Source organism: Ruegeria sp. BHSC043, assembly GCF_059612985.1.
Genome location: NZ_JBXWRS010000018.1, coordinates 1 through 16868, shown reverse-complemented (window position 1 = coordinate 16868; position 16868 = coordinate 1). Strand labels below are relative to the sequence as shown.

Annotated in this window: 16 protein-coding genes; 12 read left to right on the top strand and 4 right to left on the bottom strand. The window is 64.0% G+C overall.

Annotated features, from left to right (window positions below; all coding sequences use genetic code 11):
• The first annotated feature begins 98 nt into the window (after positions 1 to 98).
• Positions 99 to 524 (top strand): VOC family protein, encoded by a 426-nt coding sequence (locus tag AC2FMM_RS16765; RefSeq protein WP_496797182.1) that lies wholly within the window; start codon positions 99 to 101, stop codon positions 522 to 524.
• 3 nt (positions 525 to 527) lie between these two features.
• Here AC2FMM_RS16765 and AC2FMM_RS16760 read toward each other — a convergent pair whose 3' ends face one another.
• On the bottom strand, positions 528 to 1412 hold the full coding sequence (locus AC2FMM_RS16760; RefSeq protein WP_496797181.1) for a LysR substrate-binding domain-containing protein: 885 nt from the start codon (positions 1410 to 1412) through the stop codon (positions 528 to 530).
• Positions 1413 to 1526: 114 nt separating this feature from the next.
• Here AC2FMM_RS16760 and AC2FMM_RS16755 point away from each other — a divergent pair, with 114 nt between their 5' ends.
• The 6 genes from AC2FMM_RS16755 to queF all read left to right on the top strand — a co-directional run bounded on the left by AC2FMM_RS16755 (position 1527) and on the right by queF (position 5698).
• Entirely contained in the window at positions 1527 to 2282 is a 756-nt protein-coding gene (locus AC2FMM_RS16755) for a class II aldolase and adducin N-terminal domain-containing protein (RefSeq protein ID WP_496797180.1), read from the top strand.
• A gap of 11 nt (positions 2283 to 2293) precedes the next feature.
• Positions 2294 to 3283: a sterol desaturase family protein gene (locus tag AC2FMM_RS16750; RefSeq protein WP_496797179.1), complete on the top strand. Its 990-nt coding sequence runs from the start codon at positions 2294 to 2296 to the stop codon at positions 3281 to 3283.
• Between the two features lie 172 nt (positions 3284 to 3455).
• Entirely contained in the window at positions 3456 to 4148 is a 693-nt protein-coding gene (gene queC / locus AC2FMM_RS16745; RefSeq protein ID WP_496797178.1) for a 7-cyano-7-deazaguanine synthase QueC, read from the top strand.
• Positions 4148 to 4504: a 6-carboxytetrahydropterin synthase QueD gene (gene queD / locus AC2FMM_RS16740; RefSeq protein WP_496797177.1), complete on the top strand. Its 357-nt coding sequence runs from the start codon at positions 4148 to 4150 to the stop codon at positions 4502 to 4504. The genes queC and queD overlap by 1 nt, the downstream gene beginning before the upstream one ends.
• The gene (gene queE / locus AC2FMM_RS16735) at positions 4501 to 5220 is read left to right on the top strand and encodes a 7-carboxy-7-deazaguanine synthase QueE (RefSeq protein WP_496797176.1); all 720 of its coding nucleotides are present in this window, start codon (positions 4501 to 4503) and stop codon (positions 5218 to 5220) included. The genes queD and queE overlap by 4 nt, the downstream gene beginning before the upstream one ends.
• 10 nt (positions 5221 to 5230) lie before the next feature.
• Positions 5231 to 5698, top strand: a complete 468-nt coding sequence (queF, locus tag AC2FMM_RS16730; RefSeq protein ID WP_068347314.1) for a preQ(1) synthase — start codon at positions 5231 to 5233, stop codon at positions 5696 to 5698.
• Positions 5699 to 5703: 5 nt separating this feature from the next.
• Here queF and AC2FMM_RS16725 read toward each other — a convergent pair whose 3' ends face one another.
• Positions 5704 to 6648, bottom strand: a complete 945-nt coding sequence (locus tag AC2FMM_RS16725) for a GlxA family transcriptional regulator (RefSeq protein WP_496712454.1) — start codon at positions 6646 to 6648, stop codon at positions 5704 to 5706.
• Between the two features lie 78 nt (positions 6649 to 6726).
• Between AC2FMM_RS16725 and AC2FMM_RS16720 the strand changes: the two genes are divergently transcribed.
• Genes AC2FMM_RS16720 through AC2FMM_RS16710 form a run of 3 tightly spaced genes read left to right on the top strand, consistent with a single transcriptional unit; the run spans position 6727 to position 10729 of the window.
• Positions 6727 to 7887 carry an acyl-CoA dehydrogenase family protein gene (locus AC2FMM_RS16720; RefSeq protein ID WP_496797175.1) on the top strand — a complete coding sequence of 387 codons (1161 nt, stop codon included), beginning with the start codon at positions 6727 to 6729 and terminating at the stop codon, positions 7885 to 7887.
• Between the two features lie 2 nt (positions 7888 to 7889).
• The gene (locus AC2FMM_RS16715; protein WP_496797174.1) at positions 7890 to 9953 is read left to right on the top strand and encodes an acetate--CoA ligase family protein; all 2064 of its coding nucleotides are present in this window, start codon (positions 7890 to 7892) and stop codon (positions 9951 to 9953) included.
• Positions 9950 to 10729 carry a carnitinyl-CoA dehydratase gene (locus AC2FMM_RS16710; RefSeq protein WP_496742971.1) on the top strand — a complete coding sequence of 260 codons (780 nt, stop codon included), beginning with the start codon at positions 9950 to 9952 and terminating at the stop codon, positions 10727 to 10729. Before AC2FMM_RS16715 ends, AC2FMM_RS16710 begins: the two co-directional genes overlap by 4 nt.
• 26 nt (positions 10730 to 10755) lie before the next feature.
• On the opposite strand, the gene AC2FMM_RS16705 is transcribed toward AC2FMM_RS16710, so the two are convergent.
• Positions 10756 to 11391: a class I SAM-dependent DNA methyltransferase gene (locus tag AC2FMM_RS16705; protein WP_496797173.1), complete on the bottom strand. Its 636-nt coding sequence runs from the start codon at positions 11389 to 11391 to the stop codon at positions 10756 to 10758.
• A gap of 87 nt (positions 11392 to 11478) precedes the next feature.
• On the opposite strand from AC2FMM_RS16705, the gene AC2FMM_RS16700 reads away from it, so the two are divergent.
• Complete coding sequence (locus AC2FMM_RS16700) at positions 11479 to 12339, top strand: SDR family oxidoreductase (protein WP_496797172.1); 861 nt, start codon at positions 11479 to 11481, stop codon at positions 12337 to 12339.
• On the opposite strand, the gene AC2FMM_RS16695 is transcribed toward AC2FMM_RS16700, so the two are convergent.
• Positions 12340 to 13959 (bottom strand): GMC family oxidoreductase, encoded by a 1620-nt coding sequence (locus AC2FMM_RS16695; RefSeq protein ID WP_496797171.1) that lies wholly within the window; start codon positions 13957 to 13959, stop codon positions 12340 to 12342. It abuts the gene before it with no gap.
• A 303-nt stretch (positions 13960 to 14262) separates the two neighbouring features.
• On the opposite strand from AC2FMM_RS16695, the gene katG reads away from it, so the two are divergent.
• Positions 14263 to 16470 carry a catalase/peroxidase HPI gene (gene katG, locus AC2FMM_RS16690; protein ID WP_496797170.1) on the top strand — a complete coding sequence of 736 codons (2208 nt, stop codon included), beginning with the start codon at positions 14263 to 14265 and terminating at the stop codon, positions 16468 to 16470.
• The last annotated feature ends 398 nt before the right edge of the window (positions 16471 to 16868 follow it).

The following is a 16868-nucleotide window of genomic DNA, read 5'->3' as shown; positions in this document are numbered from 1 at the left end:
TGCAACCCCTGCCGTGCCACCTTCATGAAACCGTCATCCGGCCTGGTCCGGGGCAGCAAATGCTTGATCCGCGCCGCGATGCGGGGTCTGGTAGGGGCATGGATTACGAAACCATGGATGCTGACAGTTTCGGCCGCAGCCTGCGCGGGATCGGGCTGAACCTGCTGGTGCGCGACGTTCCAACGGAATGCGCTTTTTTAGAGACTGTTTTTGGTCTGAAATCCCATCAGGTGACGGCGGATTACGCCATCGTCACCTATGGCGATCAGGTGTTTCAGCTGCATTCGGACGGCACCTATCATTCCAACCCGCTGCTTGGGCTGGTTCCCGAAACGCCCCCGCGCGGTGGCGGGATCGAGATTCACTTGTACGACACCGACCCGGACGAGGCGGCGGAGCGCGCCCGGTCCGCTGGCGCGGTCGTCCTGCAGGAGCCGACCGACAAGCCCCATGGCCTGCGTGAGACCTATATCCTGTGCGAGAACGGCTATGCCTGGGTCGCCAGCCGCCCCAAGGACGGCTGAAGGTTAGGCGCGGTGTTGCTCGGCCGCGATTTCCGCCCTGATCCACTCGGCAAAGGCCACGGCACCCGGCGTCTCCTCGGCCTGGGGCGACAGCAGCAGGTAATAGGCTTCGGGCATCGGCGCGCGATGCTCGAACGGCGCGATCAGACGGCCTTCGTCCAGAAGGCGCTTTGCGATGGTATCATGGGCCAGGCACAGCCCGCCTCCGGCCATCGCGACGGACAGGCCGACCATATAGGTCGTGGCGTAAGTAATCGGCGGATTTGCCCAGTTTAGACCCTGATCTTCGGCCCAGCTGACCCAGTTCGACAGAAGGTTCGAACAGTCGTACAGCGGTTGCTGCTGAAGGTTTTCCAGCGTGACCGGATAGTCGGGGGCACAGACGGGGTAGTAGTGATCGCTGCGCAAAAGCTCAGTGCGGACCGTGTCGGCCGGGCGCAGGGAATAGCGGATTTCCACCGCCGCGCCTTCGGCCATCTCGCGCGGCTCCCACAATTCGGTGAAGATGTTCAGGTGAACATCGGGGTGCAGCGCGCGGAACGCGGGCAGGCGGGGGGCCAGCCAGTTCACCGAAAAGGTGATGTTGCACTGCACCTGAACGGTATTTTCCTGTTGCCCGGTCACGGCCTGGGTGCCGCGTACCAGCGTCCGGAACGCTTCGCGCACCACGGGCAGATAGGTGCTCCCGGCCTCGGTCAGTTCCAATGCGCGGGGGCGACGGTGAAACAGGGGCTGGCCCAGATAACCCTCGAGTGACTTGATCTGCTGGCTGACGGCGCTTTGCGTCATGTTCAGATCGCTCGCCGCGCCGGTGAAGGACAGGTGGCGGGCCGCGGCCTCAAAGGTCCGCAGCCAGCCAAGCGGGGGAAGAGGGTTCCGAGGTTTCATAATCCAATCATAAGCTCAGCTAATGCCAAAACGCCAATTTTTTCGTTGGTCAATTGCGCCCCGGCCCGGCACGGTTTGTATCAGCCCTCTGCCCAAGCCGAACGGAGCCTCCGGATGAGCGTCACCAATCTGAAGCCGAATATCGACCATTGGCAGGAGCGCGTGGACATGGCGGCGGCCTTCCGTTGGACCGAAAGGTTGAACATGCATGAAGGGGTCGCCAACCATTTCAGCCTTGCCGTGAACGAGGGTGGCACGCAGTTCCTGATGAACCCGAACCTGATGCATTTCGCGCGCATCCGTGCCTCGGACCTTCTGCTGCTGGATGCCAACGATCCCGACACGATGAGCAAGCCCGGCGCACCGGACCCCACCGCATGGGGGCTGCATGGCTCGATTCACCGCAGGTGTCCGCATGCGCGTTGCGTGATGCATGTGCATTCGATCTTTGCCACCGTCCTGGCCTCCTTGGCCGACAGCACCCTGCCGCCGATCGACCAGAACACCGCGACCTTTCACAACCGCTATGTCATTGATGACGAATTTGGCGGTTTGGCCTTTGAAAGCGAGGGTGAGCGTTGCGCCGCAATGCTGCAGAACCCGAAAAAGAAAGTCATGATCATGGGCAACCACGGTGTGCTTGTGATCGGCAGCGACGCGGCAGATGCCTTCAATAGACTCTATTATTTCGAGCGCGCCGCCGAGACCTATATTCGCGCCCTTCAGACGGGCCGGCCGTTGCGGCTGCTTTCGGACGAGATCGCCGAAAAGACCGCGCAGGAGCTGGATAACTATCCGGGGCAGGCCGAGGCCCATCTGCGCGAGATCAAGGCCGTTCTGGATGCCGAAGGCTCGGATTACGCCACTTAGAGGGTTTTGCCATGACCGATGCCTCGCATGATCCCGAAGCTGCCCGCTGGCACTATCGGCCATCTGATCCAGTGGCGTTGAACCCTTTGTTCAGCTGGCCGCCCAGACCGATGGCGGTAGTGAAATGGTACAGCGGTGCGTGGTTGCAGATCACTGCGCTGACCCTGTGCATGGTGTTGGCGCTGACAGCTTATGTGCTTTTTCTGCCGCCGCTCGAGGCGATGCAAAGCTTCGCACCTGGTTGGATGTTCCGCATCTGGCTGCTGAACATGGTGCCTCAGATCCTTGTTGCGGGTGGGCTGCATTGGTGGCTCTACATGCGCAAGGGCCAGGGTATGTACAAAAAGTTCGATCGCCGCGACCTGACGCGCAACAACGGCATCTTCACCTTCAACAACCAGGTCTGGGACAACATCTGGTGGACGCTGGGCAGCGCCATGACGGTGGCGACCGTCTATCAATGGGGCATCTACTGGGCGATGGCCAACGGTTGGGTGCCAACCGTCTCATGGGAACAGGCGCCGGTCTGGTGCGTGGTCTGGATGCTGTTCATCCCGATGTGGTCCGGGCTGCATTTCTATTGGGTACACCGGCTGGAGCATCACCCGAAACTGTTCAAGCATGTGCATGCCGTGCATCACCGGAACGTCAATGTTGGTCCGTGGTCGGGCATCTCGAACCACTGGTACGAGAACCTGCTGTATTTCACGACCTATTTCATCCACCTGATAGTGCCGTCCCACCCGCTGCATCTGCTGTTTCACGTCTATTTCCAGCAGGTCAGCCCGATCCTGTCCCATTCGGGGTTCGAGAAGCTGAAAGCGGGGAAAACCGAAGCGGCGCGCGCGGGGGATTTTTTTCACCAGTTGCACCACCGGTATTTCGAGTGCAACTATGGCACTTCCGAGATTCCCTTCGACCGGTGGTTCGGCACCTATCACGACGGCTCGGCCGAGGCGACGGAACGCACCCGCGCCTACAAGAAAAGGCGGTTCGGCTGAAGGGCACCAGCCGAAACTCAAGGTGTGACACCGTCTGGACAAGCCGCCGATGGGCGGCTTTCCGTTTTGAAGGGTCTTTACCTTTCCGCGCGGGGTCTGATAGACGCCGCTGGTCCGGATGAACCGGGCGCCGGTCGCAGCCTACCCGGCTTACAAAACAAGGATCTGAAAAGTGAAGACAATCGTCATCTGCTCGGGCGGACTGGATTCGGTTTCTCTGGCGCACAAGGTTGCCGCCGAAAACGAACTGATCCGCCTGATCTCTTTCGACTACGGTCAGCGTCACCGCAAGGAAGTCGAGTTTGCCGCCCGCTGCGCGGAGCGGCTGGGCGTGCCGCATGACTTGATCGACATGAGCCATATCGGCAAGCATCTGTCGGGCTCGGCCCTGACCGATGACGTCGACGTGCCCGACGGGCACTATGCCGAAGAGAACATGAAGGTCACCGTGGTCCCGAACCGCAACGCCATCATGCTGGCCATCGCCTTTGGCGTGGCCGCCGCCAAGCAGGCGGATGCCGTGGCGACGGCGGTGCATGGCGGGGATCACTTCATCTACCCCGACTGCCGGCCGGAATTCACCGAAGCCTTCGAGGTCATGCAGACCAAGGCGTTGGACGGATATGCCAATGTCAGGCTCTATACGCCCTTCGTTCACATCCCGAAATCGGCCATCGTGACCGAGGGCGCAAAGCACGGCACGCCGTTTGCCGACACCTGGTCCTGCTACAAGGGCGGCGAGACCCATTGCGGCCGTTGTGGAACCTGTGTCGAACGGCGCGAGGCGTTTCACATCGCCGGTGTCGAAGACCCGACCGTCTATGCCGATCCCGAGTTCTGGAAAGCCGCGGTGGAGGGGCACTGATGTTCCGTATCACCAAGGAATTCCACTTCTCGGCCTCGCACCAACTGTGCCACCTGCCCGACGACCACCCCTGTGCCCGTCTGCACGGCCACAATTACATCGTCGAGGTGGAACTGGCCGCCGAGGAGCTGGATGAAAATGGTTTCGTGGTGGACTACCGCGATCTGAAGCCGCTCAAGACCTATATCGACGAGGAACTGGATCACCGGCACCTGAACGATGTGTTCGGGCATGACATGGTTACCTCGGAGTGGTTGGCGAAAGAGATCTATGACTTCTGCAAGGCGCGCTGGGCGCAGACCAGCGCGGTGCGGGTCAGCGAGACGCCCAAGACCTGGGCGGAGTATCGGCCGTGAAACCGCTGCGCATCGCCGAGATCTTCGGCCCCACGATCCAGGGCGAAGGCGCCGTGATCGGGTTGCCGACCGTCTTCGTGCGGGCGGGTGGCTGCGATTACCGCTGCAGCTGGTGCGACAGTCTGCATGCGGTGGACAGCGCCTATCGCCATGACTGGACGCCGATGACCCCCGAACAGATCTGGGCGCAGGTCGAAGCCCTGTCCGGCGGCACACCCCTGACCGTGTCGCTGTCGGGCGGCAACCCGGCCATTCAGGATTTCGGCCCGCTGATCGCGCTGGGCAAATCCAAGGGTTATGACTTCGTGATGGAAACCCAGGGCTCGGTGGCGCAGGACTGGTTCCGCGAATTGTCCACCCTGATCCTCAGCCCGAAACCGCCCTCGTCCGGCGAAACCGTCGACTGGGCGCGGTTCGAGGACTGCATCGCCCGGGCTGAGGGCGCGCCCACCGTCATGAAGATCGTGGTCTTCGATGATGAGGATTACCGCTGGGCCCGCGCCGCGGCCGAGCGGTTTCCAGCGCTGCCGCTTTATCTGCAACCGGGCAACCACACCCCGCCGCCACCCGACGCCGAGGATGCCGAGATCGACATGGACGGGATCATGTCCCGCTATGAATGGCTGATCGACAAGACCCTCGGCGACCGCTGGTTCACCCCCACCATCCTGCCGCAGCTGCATGTCCTGATCTGGGGCAACAAGCGCGGCGTATGAGGCTCTAACAATGGCAAACCAAGACATCTACGCAAACCTGACCCAACTGGGCAGCAAGACCGACCTGCCGAACTCGCCCGAAGAGGCGGTGCTGGAGCGGGTGCCGAACCCGCAGGCCGGCACCGATTATGCCGTGCGCTTCACCGCGCCGGAGTTCACCTCGCTCTGCCCGCTGACGGCGCAGCCGGATTTCGCGCATATCGTGATCGACTATGTGCCGGGTGACTGGCTGGTGGAAAGCAAGTCGCTCAAGCTGTTCCTGGGTTCGTTCCGCAACCATGGCGCGTTCCACGAAGATTGCAGTGTCACGATCGGCAAGCGGCTGGAAGAGGTGCTGGAGCCGAAATGGCTGCGTGTCGGCGCCTATTGGTATCCGCGCGGCGGTATCCCGATCGACGTGTTCTATCAGACCGGGCCGGAGCTGCCGGGCGTGTGGATCCCCGATCAGGGCGTTCCCACCTATCGCGGGCGCGGCTGACCGCGTTACGAGGCCGCCCGGATCGCGCGCGGCGAGGTGCCGAACTCGGCGCGGAAAGCGCGGGTCATCGCGCTGGGGTCGTCATAGCCCGCGCGCAGGGCGATCTCGCCGATGGGCAGATCGGTCTCGGATACCAGCTTGCGGGCCAGGTTCAGGCGCAGGCGGCGATAGACCTGCGCGGGGCTGGCCCCCAGATCGGCCCGCATCCGCGATTCCAGCGCCTTTTGCGAGCGGCCGACGCGCCGTGCGACCTCGGGGATGGGCAGGGGCGTTTCCAGATGTTCCTGCATCAGCGCCAACGCTTTGTTGACGAAGGCGCTGGCCGACCCGGCCCCGCCCATATGTGAACGGGCGGAATCGCGGGTCATGAACAGCTGCGCCACTTCCAGCGCCAGTGCCTGACCGTGATCCCGCCCGATCAGGTGCATCACCAGGTCAAACGCCGCCATCGCGCCCGAGCAGGTGATGCGGTCTCCGTCGATGACATAGCGTTCGCGGTAGGTTTCCACCTCGGGGAAGCGTTCCGAGAACCCCGTCAACTCCTCCCAGTGGATGGTCGCGCGATGCCCGTCCAGCAAGCCGGCCTCGGCCAGCAGCCAGCTGCCCGTGTCCATTCCGGCCATGATGCGGAACCGTTGCGCGGCGGCGCGCAGGCTGGCCTGCATGCGCCAGCCGCCGTGATCGCGAAAGCCATAGGATGGCATGACCGCCAGCAGGTCGCCGGACACGTTGCCGAGCCTGTCATGCGGCGACACCTGAAGCCCCGAGGATGAGGTCACCGGCCCCGCGTTCAACGACAGAAACTGCCACCTGTAGAGCGTGCGCCCCGACAGCGTGTTGGCCGCGCGCAGCGGCTCGACTGTGTTGGCCAAACAGTGGTTCGAAAACCCGTCGAACAGCAACACGCCGAAATGCTGCATCGCAGAGGTCGATTTAGTCCATTTCTGCATATTGAATGTCTATTACTGCATGAAAACGCGCGCAAGACGGGTCAGGCTGTTCGCAACATCTGCACTTGGAGAACCACCATGCAATTCGGGCTGTCCGAAGAACAGGAAATGATCGTCTCGACCGTCCGCATCTTTGTGGAAAAAGAGATCTATCCCCACGAAGAGCTGGTCGAGCGCACCGGAGAGGTGCCGAAAGAGATCGCCGACGAGATCAAGCGCAAAACGATCGAACTCGGCTTCTACGCCTGCAACTTCCCCGAAAGCGTGGGTTGCGCCGGGTTGAACCACCTGGAATTCGCGCTGGTCGAACGGGAACTGGGCCGTGGGTCGATGGCGCTGAACCATTTCTTCGGGCGGCCGCAGAACATCCTGATGGCCTGTCAGGGCGATCAGGTCGAACGCTATCTGATGCCCGCCGTGCGCGGCGAGAAGATGGATGCGCTGGCGATGACCGAACCGGGCGCGGGTTCGGATGTGCGGGGCATGAAGTGTTCCGCCGTTCGTGATGGCGGCGATTGGGTGGTGAACGGCACCAAGCATTTCATCTCGGGCGCGGAACATGCCGATTTCATCATCGTCTTCATCGCCACGGGCGAGGATCAGACGCCGAAAGGCCCCAAGAAGCGCATCACCGCCTTCCTGGTCGATCGCGGCACGCCGGGGTTCACCATCCGCGACGGCTACAAATCGGTCAGCCATCGCGGCTACAAGAACATGGTGCTGGAGTTCGACGACTGCCGCCTGCCCGACGCGCAGGTGCTGGGCGAGGTCGATGGCGGGTTCGAGGTGATGAACACCTGGCTTTACGCCACCCGCATCACCGTGGCCGCCATGTGCGTGGGTCGCGCGCGGCGGGCCTTCGACTATGCGCTGGACTATGCCGCCACGCGCGAACAGTTCGGCCAGAAGATCGGCAAGTTCCAGGGCGTCAGCTTTCAGATCGCCGACATGATCACCGAGATCGACGCCGCCGACCTGCTGACCCTGGCCGCTGCCGACCGGCTGGACAAGGGCCTGCCCGCCAACCGCGAGATCGCCTCGGCCAAGCTTTTTTCCTCGGAGATGCTGGCGCGGGTGACCGATGCGGCGATCCAGGTGCATGGCGGGATGGGTCTGATGGATGACTATCCGCTGGAACGGTTCTGGCGCGATGCCCGGGTGGAGAGGATCTGGGACGGTACCAGCGAGATCCAGCGCCACATCATCAGCCGCGACCTGCTGCGCGCGTTGGGAGCGTGAACATGACGCCGGGCCTGAGCGGCGCGGCGGATGTGCTCACGCCGGGAAAACTCGCCGCGCTGAGGCGGATGCTGGGGTTTCGTTCGCTGGCGGTGATCGGCGGGGGCGCTTGGTGTGCCGAGGTCATCCGGCAGGTGCGGAAACTGGGGTTCACCGGTCCGGTCTGGCCGGTGCATCCCAAGGCCGACGAGGTGGCGGGCGAGCGCGTCTTTGCCACGATCGAAGACCTGCCCCAAGCGCCCGACGCGGCCTTTGTCGGCATCAACCGCCGCGCGACCATCGAGGCGGTCGAGGTTCTGTCCCGCATTGGCGCAGGCGGGGCTGTGTGTTTCGCCTCGGGCTTTACCGAGGCGCTGGCTGAGGATGCGGACGGGCCGGACTTGCAGGCGCAGCTTGTGGCTGCAGCGGGGGACATGCCGATCCTCGGCCCCAACTGCTATGGCTTCGTCAACGGACTGGACCGGGTGGCGATCTGGCCCGACCAGCACGGGATGCGCCCGGTGGAGCGGGGCGTCGCAATTCTGACGCAAAGCTCAAACATCGCCATCAACATGACCATGCAGCGCCGGGCGCTGCCGCTGGCTTTCATGCTGACCTGCGGGAATCAGGCACAGTCCCACCAGGCCGAAATCGCCATGGCCCTGCTGGAGGATGACCGGATCACCGCCATCGGTGTGCACATTGAGGGCTTTGGCGACCTGCGCAAATGGGAGGCGCTGGCCGCCCGTGCGCGCGCGCGCGGCGTGCCGATCGTGGCGCTCAAGGTGGGTCGGTCGGAACATGCCCAAGCCGCAACAATCTCGCACACGGCATCGCTGGCAGGCGGTGATGCCGGGGCGCAGGCGTTTCTGGACCGGCTGGGAATCGCGCGGCTGAACGCCGTGCCCGAGTTTTTGGAAACTCTGAAACTGTTGCATGTCACCGGGCCGCTGGACGGGACCGGAGTGGCGACGATCAGCTGTTCCGGTGGCGAGGCCAGCTTGGCCGCCGACATGGCCGAAGGAACCGGCCTGCAATTTCCGCCGCTCACCGCGGATCAGGTTTCGGGCCTGCGCGCGGCGCTGGGGCCGATGGTGGCGCTGGCCAATCCACTGGACTACCACACCTATATCTGGCGCGACGCTGACGCGATGGCACGGGCGTGGTCGGCGATGACGGGGCCGCATGTGACGATGACGATCTCGATCGTTGACTACCCTCACACCGATGCCACCGATTGGGACTGCGCCACCCGTGCGGCGTTGACCTGCGCGCGCGACACCGGTCGCCCCTTTGCCGTGGCTGCGACCTTGCCGGAACTGATGCCCGAGGACGTAGCCGAGCGGTTGATGGCGGGCGGTGTCGTGCCTTTTGCCGGGCTGCGTGAGGCGCTGGCGGCGACACGCGCTGCAGCACGCCCGCATCCCGAACCGCAGGAGCCGGTTTTGCTGCCCGCCGCCAATGCGGCCACAACCGTTCTGACCGAGGCCCAGGCCAAGGCCGAACTGGCCGCTTGCGGCGTGCCGGTTCCCCGCTCGGTCGTCGCGCGGGCGGATCGGGCGGAAAAGGCGGTGGACGGTCTGAGCGGACCCTTTGCGGTGAAAGGCGTTGGCCTGGCGCACAAATCCGAACATGGCGCGGTTCTGCTGGGCGTGGAGGCGAGCGAAATCGCGGACGCCGCCCGCCGGGTGGGCACCGCCGACGTGCTGGTCGAGGAAATGGCGGCCGGCGGTGTTGCGGAACTGCTGATCGGTGTCACGCGCGATCCGGCGCATGGGTTCGTGCTGACCCTCGGCGCCGGGGGCGTCCTGACCGAGATCCTGCGCGATACCGTGTCGCTGCTGGTGCCCTCGGATCGTAACGCAACCCGGGCGGCGCTGGGCAAGCTGGCCTGTGCCCCGCTGCTGGCGGGCTATCGCGGCAAGCCCACAGCCGATCTGGATGCGATTCTCGACGCCATCGACGCGGTGCAGTCCTACGTGATTGCCAATGACGACACCGTCAGCGAAGTTGAAATCAACCCGCTCATCTGCACCGCGACGGGCGCGGTGGCGGTTGATGCCCTGATCCGAAAGGCAAGCTCATGAACCCAGTGAAGACCAAACGCGACGGCGCCATTCTGGAAGTCACCCTGGACCGGCCCAAGGCAAACGCGATCGACTTGGCCACCAGCCGGGTGATGGGCGAAGTGTTCCGCGACTTCCGCGATGATCCCGACCTGCGGGTGGCGATCCTGACGGGGGGCGGAGAGAAATTCTTTTGCCCCGGCTGGGACCTGAAGGCCGCGGCTGAGGGCGATGCCGTGGATGGGGATTACGGGGTCGGCGGTTTCGGCGGCTTGCAAGAGCTGCGGGACATGAACAAGCCGGTGATTGCCGCCGTGAACGGGATTGCCTGCGGCGGCGGGCTGGAGCTGGCCTTGAGTGCCGACATGATTCTGGCGGCCGATCACGCCACCTTTGCCCTGCCGGAAATCCGCTCGGGCACGGTGGCGGACGCGGCCAGCGTCAAGCTGCCCAAGCGCATACCTTACCACATCGCGATGGAACTGCTGCTGACCGGCCGCTGGTTCGACGCCGAAGAGGCGCATCGCTGGGGCTTGGTGAATGAGATCGTCCCGGCCGACCAGCTGATGGACCGTGCATGGGAGCTGGCTCGCCTGCTGGCCAGCGGCCCGCCGCTGGTCTATGCCGCGATCAAGGAGATCGTGCGCGAGGCCGAGGATTCCAAGTTCCAGGACATCATGAACCGCATCACCAAGCGGCAGCTGCGCACGGTCGATGTTCTCTATGGCTCCGAGGACAATCTGGAAGGCGCCCGCGCCTTTGCCGAGAAACGCGACCCGGTCTGGAAAGGGAGGTAGCGGCACACGAACTGGCCTGACGTCGCTCAGGCCTTTTCGAACAGCGCGATATAGGCGGTGTCGTCCTTGTTGGGGCCTGCGGCGAGGTCGCCGTAGATGCGGACCGGGGTCAGGGTCAGATGTTCCATCCGGCCCTCGGCCTGCAGATTGTCGAAGGCGGTTGCGAATCCCAGCGCCTCGAAGTGTTTGGCGTTGATCGACAGGCCGAATTGCGCCCCGGGCCGGGCCACCCGCAGCAGGGCGGGCAGAACCTCGGGGCCCAGATGGCCGTGGGTGAAGGTGCCCGACGACACGATGCCCGAATAGCTGTCACGTGGAACCGGGATGCCCTCGTTCAGGTCAGCCTCGATCGCGTCGCGGTAGATGTCCTTGCGCATGGCCTTGTCCAGCATCTCGGCGCTGATGTCGGTGGCGTCGATCGGCCCCACGCCCAGATCGGCCAGAACCGCGCCGCACAGGCCGGTGCCCGCGCCCACATCCAGCACCGGACCCTGTCCCCCGGCGCCGACAAAGGCGCGGGCGGTTTGGATATGCAGCTGGTAATCCTCGCGCGCGGCGAATCCGCGATCGTAATCTCCCGCCCATTCGGCATAGAGCCGTTTGTTGTCTGCCGGAGTTTTCAGCGCATAGGCCGCGTGCAGGCTGGGTTTGTCATCACTCATCACACCATGAAGGCGCAGGCGGAGATTCGAATCAAGTGCGTCCATCCGGCGCTTGCATCCCGCCCGCGGCGCGATCAACAAGGGGCCATGACTGGAACGCTTTTTTCATTCGGGCACGGCTATACCGCCCGCGCGCTGTCGCGCTGGCTGGCCCCCAAGGGTTGGCGCATCGTCGGAACCACCCGCGATGCCGCCGAGAAAGACGCCATCCGCGCCACCGGGGCCGAACCGCTGGTCTGGCCGGGCGAGGACCCCGATCTGAACGGGGTCACGCATCTGTTGATTTCGACCGCGCCCACGGCCAAGGGAGATCCGGTTCTGGCCGCCCTGCGGGATGAGCTCGCCGCCCGCGCCGGGCGGTTCGACTGGGTCGGGTACCTGTCGACCACCGCCGTCTATGGCGACCACCAGGGCGGTTGGGTCGATGAGTCCACGCCGGCGACCCCGACGGCCGAGCGCGGGCGCTGGCGGTTGCAGGCCGAGCAGGACTGGGCCGCAATTCCCGGCCTGCCGCTGCACATCTTTCGCCTTGCGGGCATCTACGGGCCGGGGCGGGGGCCGTTCTCCAAGCTGAAGAAAGGCGGGCTGCGGCGGATCATCAAGCCGGGGCAGGTGTTTTCGCGCATTCATGTCGAGGACATCGCACAGGTGCTCGAGGCGTCGATGCTCCGTCCCGATCCGGGCGCGATCTACAATGTCTGCGATGACGAACCGGTGCCGCCGCAGGACGTGATCGGCTATGCCGCGCAGCTTCAGGGGCTGCCGCTGCCGCCTGCGGTGGATTTCGATACGGCCGACCTGACGCCGATGGCCCGCAGCTTCTACAACGAGAACAAGCGCGTTCGGAACGACCGGATCAAGACCGATCTGGGCGTGAAGCTGAAATACCCCAACTATCGCGTGGGCCTTGAGGCGCTGCACGCGGATCAGGCGTTGAACGGCGACTGATCAGGCCACATCCGCCAGGATCATGTCGGCGGCCTTTTCCGCGATCATGATCGTGGGCGCGTTGGTGTTGCCTGAAACCAGCGTCGGCATGACCGAAGCATCGACCACCCGTAGCCCCTGCATCCCGCGCACCCGCAGCTGTGGATCGACCACCGCCATGTCGTCCACTCCCATCTTGCAGGTGCCCACGGGGTGATAGATCGTATCGGCCCGCGCGCGGATATGGCGTTCCCAATCCGTGTCGGTCCGGGCGGTGTCGGTGCCGAACATTTCCTTGTGGCGGTATTCGGCAAGGGCCGGAGCCTCGAGGATTTCGCGCGTCATCCGCGCGCCCTTGATCATTGTGTCCAGATCGCGCGGGTCGGACAGATAGGCCGGGTCGATCGCCGGGGCGGCAAAGGGGTCGGCGCTGTGCAGCGAGACGGTGCCGCGGCTTTCGGGGCGCAGCTTGCAGATATGGCAGCTGAACCCATAGCCCAGATGCAGCTTGCGCGCGTGGTCGTCCACCAGCGCGATGGTGAAATGCAGCTGGATGTCGGGGCGGTCCAGATCGGGAGAGGTCTTCAGAAAGGCGGCGCCTTCCGCAAAGGGGGTGGCAGCCATCGACACCCCGGTCTTGCGCCACCGCATGAGGTGTTTGATCAGCCCCACCGTACCGGCGGCGCCGATGCCGAAATTGTCTGTGTCCTTTGTCTTGTAGGCCAGGATGAAATCCAGGTGATCCTGCAGGTTCTTGCCCACGCCTGGCAACGCGTGGCGGACGGCGATGCCATGCGGCGTCAGGTCCTCGGGGTCGCCGATGCCCGACAGCTGCAGCAGTTGCGGCGATTTCAGCGCGCCCGAGCAAACCAGAACCTCGCGCGTGGCGGTGACGGTGAGGTCGGCGCCCTTACTGCCCTGGCGATAGATCACGCCCGTGGCGCGGTGGCCGTCAAAGGTGATCTCGCGCGCCTGCGCCCCGGTGATGACCGTCAGGTTCGGCCGGTCCATGACTGGAAACAGATAGGCCGCGGCGGCCGAGCACCGCTCGCCGTTTTTGGCGGGGTCATGGAACTGGGTGACTTGGTACAGCCCCGCGCCTTCGTTGTCGCCGCGATTGAAATCGTCGGTCACCTTGTGCTGCAACTGGGCGGCGGCCTCGACGAAGGCGCGCGTGATCGGGCGTTCTTCTTTCTGATCGGACACCTGAAGCGGGCCGTCGGCGCCATGCAGGTCATCCGCGCCGCGTTCGTTGTTCTCGGACCGTTTGAAATAGGGCAGAACGCTGCCCCAGTCCCAGCCCTCGCAGCCCAGATCGGCCCAGCCGTCATAATCCTGCCGTTGCCCGCGCACATAGAGCATCGCGTTGATCGCGCTGGATCCGCCCAGGGCCCGGCCGCGCGGCTGATAGCCCTTGCGGCCGTCCAGCCCCGGTTGCGGCACCGTCTCGAAGGCCCAGTTGTTGATCCTGGGTCGCCCCGGCAGCATTGCGACCACCCCGGCGGGCATTCGGACCAGAATGCCGTTTCCGCCCCCGCCCGCCTCGAGCAAGCAGACCCGCGTGCCCGGATTGGCGCTCAGACGGTTGGCCAGCACACATCCCGCGGACCCTCCGCCGACGATGACGTAGTCGAATTGCATGGCGATCCTCCCCTGTGGCCCGCGCGGTGTCGCGCGTCACAGCCCGCAGTTTGAAGCACCGGCCGCAAAAGGCAATCTGGGCGTTGGGGAACGCCGCGTCATGTGGATGGGGATCGGTTTGAAGGAACCCGGCAGAGCCATAATCAATATCTATCAAATCAATCCGAAAACAAAATTTTTTCTCATGGCTGGGATTTGCTATGACTCGGGGTATTCCAGCGGACTGCGGTCCGCCCCTTTTGACGTGCCATTCGCACGGTTGCCTCGCAAACAGACTGACACCAGCCAGGATCGGAGATTGAGATGGACGGAAGCGACACCCCCAACACGGGCCAATGCCCCATCATGCACGGCGCCGGAACCCGATCGAATCGGGACTGGTGGCCCGACCAGCTGAACCTGGCGATCCTGCATCAGCACCAGCCGGTCAGCAATCCTCTGGGCGCCGATTTCAACTATGCCGACGCGTTCAAGAAGCTGGATTACCAGGCGCTCAAGCAGGACCTGTATGATCTGATGACGGATTCGCAGGATTGGTGGCCGGCGGACTATGGCCACTACGGCGGACTGTTCATCCGCATGGCCTGGCACAGCGCCGGAACCTATCGCACCGCGGATGGTCGGGGCGGGTCCTCGACCGGTTCCCAGCGGTTCGCGCCGCTCAACAGCTGGCCCGACAACGGCAACCTGGACAAGGCGCGCCGCTTGCTGTGGCCGATCAAGCAGAAATACGGCAACCAGATTTCCTGGGCCGACCTGATGATTCTGGCCGGCAACTGCGCCATCGAATCGATGGGCGGCAAGACCTTCGGCTTTGCCGGCGGCCGCGAGGATATCTGGGCGCCCGAGGAAGACATCTATTGGGGCCCCGAGGCCGAATGGCTGGCCACCAGCGATACCGAAGGCAGCCGTTATACCGGCGACCGCGAGCTGGAAAACCCGCTGGCCGCAGTGCAGATGGGCCTGATCTATGTGAACCCCGAAGGCCCCGACGGCAAGCCGGACCCGGTGGCCTCGGGCCGTGACATCCGCGAGACTTTCGCGCGGATGGCTATGAACGACGAGGAAACGGTGGCGCTGACCGCGGGCGGCCATACCTTCGGCAAGATGCACGGCGCGGGCGATCCCAGCCATGTGGGCCCCGAGCCCGAAGCCGCCCCGATCGAGGCGATGGGGTTCGGCTGGCTGTCCACCTTCGGCAAGGGCAAAGGGCGCGACACTATCACCAGCGGGCTGGAAGGTGCCTGGACCGCGAACCCGATCCGGTGGGACAACGGCTATTTCGACGTGTTGTTCAAATATGATTGGGAACTGGTCAAAAGCCCGGCCGGGGCTTGGGTCTGGACACCCAAGGACATCCAGCCCGAGGACATGGCTCCCGATCCGGAAGACCCGTCGAAGCGGGTTCCGATCTTCATGTCGACCGCCGACATGGCGATGCGGATGGATCCGATCTATGGCCCGATCTCGAAGCGGTTCCACGAGAACCCCGAAGAATTCGCCGATGCCTTCGCGCGCGCCTGGTTCAAGCTGACCCACCGCGACATGGGCCCCAAGATCCGGTATATCGGCCCCGAGGCGCCGGACGAGGAGCTGATCTGGCAGGACAACGTGCCGCCGGTGGATCATGACCTGATCGACGCGGAGGATATCGCCGATCTCAAGGCCCGGATTCTGGACAGCGGCTTGTCGATCCCACAGCTGGTCTCGACCGCTTGGGCGTCGGCCTCGACTTTCCGCGGCTCTGACAAGCGCGGAGGCGCCAACGGTGCGCGGATCCGGCTGGCCCCGCAGAAGGACTGGGCCGTGAACGAGCCGGAAAAGCTGTCCCAGGTGCTCTCGGTCCTCGAAGGCATCCAGGCAGCGTTCAACGCGGCGCAAAGCGGAAACAAGAAAGTGTCGCTGGCCGATCTGATCGTTCTGGGCGGGGCCGCCGCCGTCGAACAGGCCGCCGCTGCCGCCGGGCACAAGGTCGAGGTCCCCTTCGCCCCGGGCCGCACGGACGCATCGCAGGAGCAGACGGATGTCGAATCCTTCTCGGTGCTCGAACCCATGGTCGACGGGTTCCGCAACTATCAGCGCCAGGAATACAGCGTCTCGCCCGAGGATCTGCTGGTGGACAAGGCCCAGCTTTTGACCCTGTCGGCGCCCGAGATGACCGTTCTGGTCGCCGGGCTGCGGGTTCTGGGTGCAAACCACGGCGGATCGACGCATGGCGTGTTCACCGACCGGGTCGGAGCGCTGAGCACCGATTTCTTCACCAACCTGCTGGATATGGGAATCGAGTGGAAACCTGCGGAGGACCAGCCGGGCGTGTATGAAGGCCGCGACCGGGCCACGGGCGACGTGAAATGGACTGGCACGCGCGTCGATCTGGTGTTCGGCTCGAATTCGCAACTGAGGGCGATTTCCGAGGTTTACGGGCAGGCGGATGCGGACGGCAAGTTCGTGTCTGACTTCGTCGCCGCCTGGACCAAGGTGATGAACGCGGACCGGTTCGACCTGGTCTGAGCCGCAGGTTCGCTGACCCATGGAGGCCGCCCCGATATTGATCGGGGCGGCCTTTTGTATTGCTGCGAATGCTCCGACCCATGTCCCGACAGCGGATTCCCACTGCGATTCCGCGCTGCGGCATCATTTGCGAAAGTTTCTCGGGGCGAAACGGGCGTACGGTTGGATGAAAGCTGCATGATGAAGTCGTTAATTAAATGTAATTTAATAGAAAAATCGTCATCTGAGAAAAAAATGGAAGTTTTTTGAAAATGGGTCTTGCAGGTCCCGGACCTAATCCGTAAATACCCCTTCACCGGCGCTGGTGAGGCGGTGGTGACGGGCTGGAGAGGCGGCCTGACGGACTGGAAAGACGGTTGTGACGCTCAGGAGAGACTGGGGCATCTTGAGGATTTGTT